7 protein-coding genes are annotated in these 7,471 nt (G+C 72.8%); 3 read left to right on the top strand and 4 right to left on the bottom strand.

Annotation, left to right across the window (positions count from 1 at the left end; translation table 11 throughout):
- The coding region (locus tag AOK00_RS30105) for a DUF1990 family protein (RefSeq protein WP_055603382.1) at nt 1–497 on the top strand (497 nt) is incomplete at its 5' end.
- 22 nt (nt 498–519) lie between these two features.
- Nucleotides 520–1,947, top strand: a complete 1,428-nt coding sequence (locus AOK00_RS30100; RefSeq protein WP_055603381.1) for a lipase maturation factor family protein — start codon at nt 520–522, stop codon at nt 1,945–1,947.
- Between the two features lie 56 nt (nt 1,948–2,003).
- On the opposite strand, the gene AOK00_RS39550 is transcribed toward AOK00_RS30100, so the two are convergent.
- The 3 genes from AOK00_RS39550 to AOK00_RS30090 all read right to left on the bottom strand — a co-directional run bounded on the left by AOK00_RS39550 (nt 2,004) and on the right by AOK00_RS30090 (nt 4,763).
- Nucleotides 2,004–2,177 carry a hypothetical protein gene (locus tag AOK00_RS39550; RefSeq protein ID WP_173861674.1) on the bottom strand — a complete coding sequence of 58 codons (174 nt, stop codon included), beginning with the start codon at nt 2,175–2,177 and terminating at the stop codon, nt 2,004–2,006.
- 301 nt (nt 2,178–2,478) lie between these two features.
- Nucleotides 2,479–3,963, bottom strand: a complete 1,485-nt coding sequence (locus tag AOK00_RS30095; RefSeq protein ID WP_055603380.1) for an SDR family NAD(P)-dependent oxidoreductase — start codon at nt 3,961–3,963, stop codon at nt 2,479–2,481.
- A gap of 86 nt (nt 3,964–4,049) precedes the next feature.
- Nucleotides 4,050–4,763 carry a (2Fe-2S)-binding protein gene (locus AOK00_RS30090; protein ID WP_055603379.1) on the bottom strand — a complete coding sequence of 238 codons (714 nt, stop codon included), beginning with the start codon at nt 4,761–4,763 and terminating at the stop codon, nt 4,050–4,052.
- 246 nt (nt 4,764–5,009) lie between these two features.
- Between AOK00_RS30090 and AOK00_RS36470 the strand changes: the two genes are divergently transcribed.
- Nucleotides 5,010–6,017, top strand: a complete 1,008-nt coding sequence (locus tag AOK00_RS36470) for a DMT family transporter (protein WP_079042272.1) — start codon at nt 5,010–5,012, stop codon at nt 6,015–6,017.
- Here AOK00_RS36470 and AOK00_RS30085 read toward each other — a convergent pair.
- Nucleotides 5,898–7,331, bottom strand: coding sequence for a transglycosylase family protein (locus tag AOK00_RS30085; RefSeq protein WP_055603378.1), 1,434 nt, complete (start codon nt 7,329–7,331; stop codon nt 5,898–5,900). The two genes, AOK00_RS36470 and AOK00_RS30085, sit on opposite strands and share 120 nt — an antisense overlap.
- Nucleotides 7,332–7,471 lie beyond the last annotated feature (140 nt).

The raw sequence follows: 7,471 nt of genomic DNA, 5'->3' as shown, positions 1-7,471 counted from the left end.
GCTACCGCGAGGTCGCCGCCACCCGCACCCCGGACGCCCTCCCCGGGGGCTACCACCACCTGCGGCACAGCGCGGTCGTCGGCCACGGCCGGGCCGCCTTCGAGGCCGCCGGAGCCGCCGTCACCACCTGGCGGATGCACCGCGCCACCGGGGCGCGCCTCCTCGCCGACTCCGAGCGTGCCGCGCCCGGCGTGACCGTCGAGATATCGGCGGGCCTCGGCCCGTTCCGGCTCGGCGCCCCCTGCTCGGTGATCTGGACGGCGTACGAGGAACAGCGCGTCGGTTTCGCCTACGGAACCCTCGCCGGGCATCCGGAGTGCGGCGAGGAGTCCTTCATGGTCCACCTGGATCCGGACGGCACGGTCCGGTTCGCGGTCACCGCGTTCAGCCGCCCCGCCGCCTGGTACACCCGGCTCGGCGGCCCCGTGATCCCCCTCCTGCAGCGGGCGTACGCGCGTCACCTGGGCCGGACGCTGCGGCGCCTCGTCAGGACGTGATCCCGGGCCGATACTGGAAGTGATGGAGTGGTTCACCGCACCCGACCACTGGCTGAGCCGGATCGTCTTCCAGCGGGGCCTCGCCGGGCTGTACTGCGTGGCGTTCCTGTCGGCGGCCCTGCAGTTCCGGGCGCTGATCGGGGAGCGCGGCATGCTCCCCGTACCGGAGTACGTGCGCAGGACCCGGCCGCGGAGCACTCCGTCGCTCTTCCACTGGCGCTACTCCGACCGCCTCTTCGCGGCCGTCGCCTGGTCCGGCGCCGCGCTCGCCCTCGCGCTGCTCGCGGGCGCCGGCGACGCGGTGCCGCTGCCGGTGTCGATGCTGCTGTGGCTGGTCCTGTGGGCGCTGTACCTGTCGATCGTGAACGTGGGCCAGACCTGGTACGCCTTCGGCTGGGAGTCGCTGCTCCTGGAGACGGGGTTCCTGGCGGTCTTCCTCGGCAACGACGACACGGGGCCGCCCGTCCTCGTGCTCCTCCTGCTGCGCTGGCTGCTCTTCCGGGTCGAGTTCGGCGCCGGGCTCATCAAGATCCGCGGCGACCCGTGCTGGCGCGACCTGACCTGCCTCTACCACCATCACGAGACCCAGCCGATGCCCGGTCCGCTGAGCTGGTTCTTCCACCGTCTGCCGCGCCCCCTGCACCGGGTGGAGGTGGCGGCCAACCACGTCGTCCAGCTCTTCGTGCCGTTCCTGCTGTTCACCCCGCAGCCGGTGGCCACGATCGCGGCCGGTCTGATGATCGCGACCCAGCTGTGGCTGGTGCTCTCCGGCAACTTCGCCTGGCTGAACTGGATCACCATCGTGCTCGCCCTCTCCGTCGTGGACGCCTCCCCCGTCACCGGCGAGCGTCCCCGGCCCGATCCGCCGCTCTGGTACGTGGTCCTGGTCGTCGCGGTCACCGCGTTCGTCCTGGTGCGGAGCTACCGCCCGGTGCGCAACCTGCTCTCCCGGAACCAGGCGATGAACCGCTCGTACGACCCGTACCACCTGGTCAACACCTACGGGGCGTTCGGCACGGTCGGGCGGATCAGGGACGAGATCGTGGTCGAGGGCACCGACGACCCGGTCCCGCACGCGGGCACGGAGTGGCGGGAGTACGGCTTCAAGGGCAAGCCCGGTGATCCTCGCCGGCTGCCGCGGCAGTTCGCCCCGTACCATCTGCGGCTCGACTGGCTGATGTGGTTCGCGGCGCTCAGCCCGGGGTACGCGCGCGACTGGTTCGGCCCGTTCGTCGAGCGGCTGCTCGACGGCGACCGGGACACCCTGCGGCTGCTCGCCCACAACCCGTTCCCCGACGCGCCACCGGCGTTCGTCCGCGCCCGGCTCTACCGCTACCGGTACACGACCTGGCGCGAACTCCGGGCGACCGGGGCCTGGTGGCACCGGACGCTCGTACGCGAGTACCTGCCGCCGACCCGGCTGCGGGAACCGGCGCGCGGGCCCCGCTGAACGCACCGGTGCCCCCGGGCCGCGAACGGCCGGGGGCACCGGGGTGAAGCAGGGGATCAGTCGATACCGGGCAGGATGTGGGGCTCGGCGAGGTCGTCCTCGTAGCCCGCGAGGCGGATCGGGGCTGCGTGGGCCCACACGTCGAGGCTTCCCAGCTCACCGTTCCTGCGCGGCCGGTCTTTCTTGGGTTCGGCCGGTCGCGGTTCCTGCTTCGTCAGTTCTGGTGTCACCGCGCACTCCTTCGTGTCACGTATCTGTAGGACAAGTGCCGGTCGGTCGCGGTGGCGCCGTTCGTCGGGCGGGACCGCGGCCTTGGTGGAAGGCCTGTCCCTGGAAGGCCGTGAGGATGGTGTGTCTCCTCGGTGGCCGACCGTGAACATCAGAGTAACCAAATGAGCACGCCCGCGCTCTACCGGGCTCCGAACTGTGACGCAATCGGGTGAACCGAGCCGAAAGAGCGCCCCACCTGGCCGGTGAGGCGCTCTTGTTCAGACGACGGAAACCGCTTGTACGACCGATCGCGGACGGTTTCTACCAGTTCGCGGGGGCGTAGTCCTTCAGGAAGCAGCCGTAGAGGTCCACGCCGTCCTCGCCGCGCACGATCGGGTCGTAGACGCGGGCCGCGCCGTCGACCAGGTCGAGCGGGGCGTGGAAGCCGGCCTCGGCGAGGCGCAGCTTGTCGAAGTGCGGACGCTCGTCGGTGATCCAGCCGGTGTCGACCGAGGTCATGAGAATGCCGTCGGTCTTGAACATCTCCTCGCCGCTGGTCCGCGTCACCATGTTCATCGCGGCCTTGGCGGCGTTGGTGTTCGGGTGGCCCGCGCCCTTGTAGCCGCGGCTGAAGACGCCCTCCATGGCGGAGACGTTCACGACGTAGGAACGTCCGCTGGCCGCCTTCCTCGCCGCCTCGGCCATCACCGGACGCAGCTTGCTGATGAGGATGAACGGCGCCGTGTAGTTGCACAGCTGGGTCTCGAGGAGCTCCACCGGGGAGATCTGCTCGATGCTCTGCACCCAGGTGTTGGAGTCGACGACGTCCGGCACCAGGCCGCCCGCGTCGATGGCGGTGCCGTCGAGGTGCTTGGCGATGGTGGCGTTCCCCGCCACGAGCGCCAGGTCGGCGACCTGCTGGGCCTCCAGGTCGCGCACGCCGGCGGGAAGCTCGGACGATCCGACGAGCTCGCCGACCGCGCCGGAGTTGAAGGCGCCGATCACGTGGTGGGCGGGCAGCTCACCGGCCGGCAGCGCGGCGTTCTCGCCCTCGACCAGGGCGGCGTACGCGGACGGCAGCCGCCGCACGGTCTGCGTCGCGTTGTTGATGAGGATGTCCAGCGGCCCGGCCTCGGTCATCTGGTCGGCGAGCGCCACGGCCTGCGCCGGGTCGCGCAGGTCGATGCCGACGACCTCCAGGCGGTGCATCCAGTCCGCCGAGTCGTCCATCGCCTTGAAGCGGCGGATGGCGTCCTTGGGGAAGCGGGTGGTGATGGTGGTGTGGGCGCCGTCGCGCAGCAGCCGCAGCGCGATGTACATGCCGATCTTCGCCCGGCCGCCGGTGAGCAGGGCGCGCTTGCCGGTGAGGTCGGCGCGGGCCTCGCGCTTGGCCCGGTTCTCGGCGGCGCACTTCTGGCAGAGCTGGTGGTAGAAGTAGTCGACCTCGACGAACCGCGTCTTGCAGACGTAGCAGGAGCGCGGACGCTGGAGTATCCCCGCGATCCGGCCCTCCTCGGTGACGGAGGAGGGCAGGATGCCCTCGGTCTCGTCGTCGATGCGCTGCGCGGAGCCGGTGGCCGTGGCCTCGGTGACCGCCTTGTCGTTGGCGGTCTTGAACGCCCGGCGCTCCTGGCGGCGGCGCTGCTTCACGGTCCGGTAGATCCCGGCGGTGGCGCGCCGGACGCGGATGGCGTCCGGGTGGTCGACGTCCAGCTTGTCGAGCTCGTCGAGGACGCTGAGGCAGACGGCCAGGCGATCGGGGTCGATACCCGGCCCGTAGTCCTGGTTTTCTTCGGTCACCGTCATGGCCTTCGGGTTCCTCGTTCGCTCGTACGTCACCGTTCGTGGGCTGTCACCGTCCGTGGGCTCGCAGGACGGCAACCTCGGCAACTTTACGGAGCGGGGGGCCGCCCCTCCAAACCCGTTCGGGGGGCGTGGTCGAAGACACAGTCGCCGCACAGTCCCGCGCCGGGGCAGCGGTAGTAGAGACAGCAGCTGGCACGGCGCAGCCGGGGGCCGCGGACCGTCCCGGCGAGGTCGGGGTGGTCGAGGAGTCCGGAGACCAGGCCGGCGGCCCGTGCGGCGGCCTCGGGGCGGCCGTGGGCGTGCGCCCAGCGGGTCAGCTCGCGCAGGGCGCCGGCCAGGGCGGAGCCCGCGTTGCCCCAGAGCAGGCGCGGGGAGATGTGCCCGTCGCGGCGGAGTGCCGCGTGGAGCGGCACGAGGTGGGCCTCCTGGACGGCCGCGCGGAGCTCGTCGACGGACGCCGGACGGCTGTCGGAGCCGGCCCACCACAGGTCGTCGGGCGAGGTGAGTGCCCCGTCCCAGTGCAGCTCGGCGGGGTCGAGGGCGGGGAAGCGGCCGTGCAGGGCGGCGGGCCCGAGGGCGGTCGACCAGAGCCGGGCGGCGAGCCCCAGGTGGGCGACGGACGCCCCGACGCGCCGCTCGGGGGCGCCGAGCCGGGCGGCGACCCGGTCCACGCGGGCGTGGAGGGGTCCGTCGTCGCCCGCGTACAGGCGCGCGAGCGGGCGGTGCGCTCCGCCGGTCTCGGGCGGGCTGGTGCGCAGGGCGAAGAACCCGCCCACCGACCCGCTCTCCACGAGATCCACCCCGCGCTCCCCCCGGTTCTGTCCTCAGCCGGTCCCGCGGGTCCGGTTCCGACGATTTCCGAACACCGTAGCGCCTCTCAGCGAGCGCCTCCGGACAGCTCTGAAAAGTCGCTTTGAACCCGTTCTGACCTGCACGGGTGTACATCTCCAGGCGTACGTCGGGCCCACGTACTGCGCCAGGTGTACCCGCGAAGACGTCCCCTGGTACGACGACGCGATCGGCCGGGAAGAGAGATCGTGGAAGGTATGAGTCCCCTCCTGCTGTCCGTTCTCCTGGCCCTGGTCTCGGCGGTCGCCTACGCGGCCGCGGCGATCGTGCAGGAGCGGGTCGCGGCCTCGGCCGCGGGTCCGCGCTACGCGCCGCTGCGCAGCCCGGCCTGGTGGGGCTCCGTCCTGCTCAACGGCGTCGGCGCGGCCCTGCACGTCGCGGCCCTCGCGTACGGACCGCTCAGCCTGGTCCAGCCGCTGGGTGCGCTGACGATCGTGTTCGCGCTGCCGATGGCGGCGCTGTTCGTCGGCCGCAGGGCCGGATCACGGGCCTGGCGGGGCGCACTGATGGCCACGGTGGGTCTGGCCGGGCTGCTCAGCCTGACGAGCGGCGCCGAGGCGCGGTCCCTCGCCGACGGCGACCGGTGGCTGCTCGCGGGCTGCACCTTCGGGGTGGTGGCCGCGCTGTTCGCGGCCGCGCACCTGGTGGGCAGGTCGGTGCTGCGCAGCATCGTCCTGGCCGCCGCGGCGGGTGTCTCGTTCGGTATCGCCTCGGTCTTCACGAAGTCCGTGGCGGAGGAGTGGACGCCCGGCGCGCCGCTCGCCCAGTGGACCGCGCTGCTCGTGCTCTCGGCGCTCGCCGTGACCGGGCTGCTCCTGTCCCAGGCCTCGTACCGGGGCGCGGGGCTCGCGGCGCCGCTGGCCACCGTCACGGTGGTCAACCCGGTGGTCGCCGCGGCCGTGGGCCTCACCTTGTTCGGCGAGAGCTTCCGCTACGGCACGGCGGGCACCGTCGCCGCCCTGATCAGCGGCGCGGTGGCGGCCGGCGGCCTGATCCAGCTCACGCTGGACCGGATGACGGGGCCGGCCGACTCACTTCCGGCGTCGGGTCAGGGGCGTGCGCCGGACTCCGGACCAGCGGCGGGGTCAGAGGGAGACCCCGCGCGCCCTGAGGTAGGCCAGGGGGTCGATGTCGGAGCCGTACCCGGGACCCGTCCGTACCTCGAAGTGCAGGTGCGGTCCCGAGCTGTTGCCGGTCGATCCTGAGCGGCCGATGCGCTGGCCGGCGGTGACCCGCTGGCCCTCGCGGACGGCCAGGGCGGAGAGGTGGGCGTACTGGCTGTAGCGGCCGTCGTCGTGGCGGAGCACGATCTGGTAGCCGTACGCGCCTCCCCACCCGGCGGAGACGATCCGTCCCCCCGCCACGGCCTTGACGGAGGTGCCGGTGGGCACGGGGAAGTCGACGCCGGTGTGGTAGCCGCTGGACCAGGAGGAACCGGGCTTGCCGTAGCGGGTGCCGATGCCGGCGGAGACGGGGGCGGAGTAGCGGTGCTCCGCCGCGGCGGGCGGCCGGGGGGTGGACACGGGCCGGGGAGCGGGCTTCGTCTTCGGCTTGGACGCGGGCTTCGCGGCGGGCTTGGACGTCTGCTTCGCCACGGGTTTCGTGGCGGGCTTGGACACCTGCTTCACGGCCGGCTTGGACGCGGGCTTCGCCGCGGGCCTGGTGACCGGCTTCGCCACGGGCTGCTGGGCGACCGGCCTCGCGGTCGGCTTCGTGGCCGGCTTCGTGGTCGGCGGTGGGGCGGGCCGCGTTCGTGGCGCGATGCCCGGTCCCGAGAGCTTCGGCGGGGGCGTCGTGACCGAGGGGGCCTTCGTCGGGGGCTTCTTCGGGGCGGCGATGCGCAGGGTCAGGCGCTGGCCGGGGTGGATGAGGTCGGGGTCGTCGCCGACGACGGGCCGGTTCGCGTCGTACAGGCGCTTCCAGCCGCCCTGGACCCGCTCGTCGCGGGCGATCTTCGACAGGGAGTCGCCGGGCGTCACCGTGTACATCTCACGGACGGTGGGAACGGCGGTCGGGCCGACGTTCCTGGCCGGCCGCTCGGATAAGGCGCGCTGCCCGGGCAGGGATGCGGTGCCGGGCGCGTTCCCGCCGCGCGACGCCTTCGCGGTCGCCGTACCGGGGGTGGTGTCCGGGCCGGCCCCGCCCCGGGCGAGGCCCGCTTCGGGGCCGCAGGACGGCCAGGCGCCGGGCCCCTGCCCCTTCAGGACCCGCTCGGCGATCGCGATCTGCTGGTCCTTGGAGGCGAGGTCGGCGCGCGGCGCGTAGTGCCTGCCGCCGTAGGCCTCCCAGGTGGACTGGCTGAACTGCAGACCGCCGAAGTAGCCGTTGCCCGTGTTGATGTGCCAGTGGGAGGTCGACTCGCAGGAAGCGACCTTCTCCCAGACGTCGAGCGAGGCGGCCTGGACGGTGCCCGCGCCGATGAGGGGCAGCGCCATTCCGGCGCCTCCCGCGGTCACGGTGAGCGAGGCACGGTTGATCCGGCTCGGCTGGTGGCGGCGGTGACGTCCGCGTACGGCCATGGGCCCCCCTTGAAACACAGCAGCAGCCGTCCAAGTTAGGGGTGGCGCACGCTCCGTGACAAGGGATACGTCAAAGCCCAAGGCCCTTGTGTCACCTTCCCGTTGACGCCGGGCGCCGACCGGCGGGGCCCGGCTGGGGC

The organism is Streptomyces aureus, assembly GCF_001418135.1.
Classification (GTDB): domain Bacteria; phylum Actinomycetota; class Actinomycetes; order Streptomycetales; family Streptomycetaceae; genus Streptomyces; species Streptomyces aureus_A.
The sequence above is the reverse complement of the archived record's forward strand: the minus strand, read 5'-3'. Positions and strand labels throughout refer to the sequence as shown.

Bases quoted from the DNA above. Each gene is read 5' to 3' on its own strand.
- AOK00_RS30100 (WP_055603381.1), top strand. From the start codon at position 520: ATGGAGTGGTTCACCGCACCCGACCACTGGCTGAGCCGGATCGTCTTC.
- AOK00_RS30095 (WP_055603380.1), bottom strand. From the start codon at position 3,963: ATGACGGTGACCGAAGAAAACCAGGACTACGGGCCGGGTATCGACCCC.
- AOK00_RS36470 (WP_079042272.1), top strand. From the start codon at position 5,010: ATGAGTCCCCTCCTGCTGTCCGTTCTCCTGGCCCTGGTCTCGGCGGTC.
- AOK00_RS30085 (WP_055603378.1), bottom strand. From the start codon at position 7,331: ATGGCCGTACGCGGACGTCACCGCCGCCACCAGCCGAGCCGGATCAAC.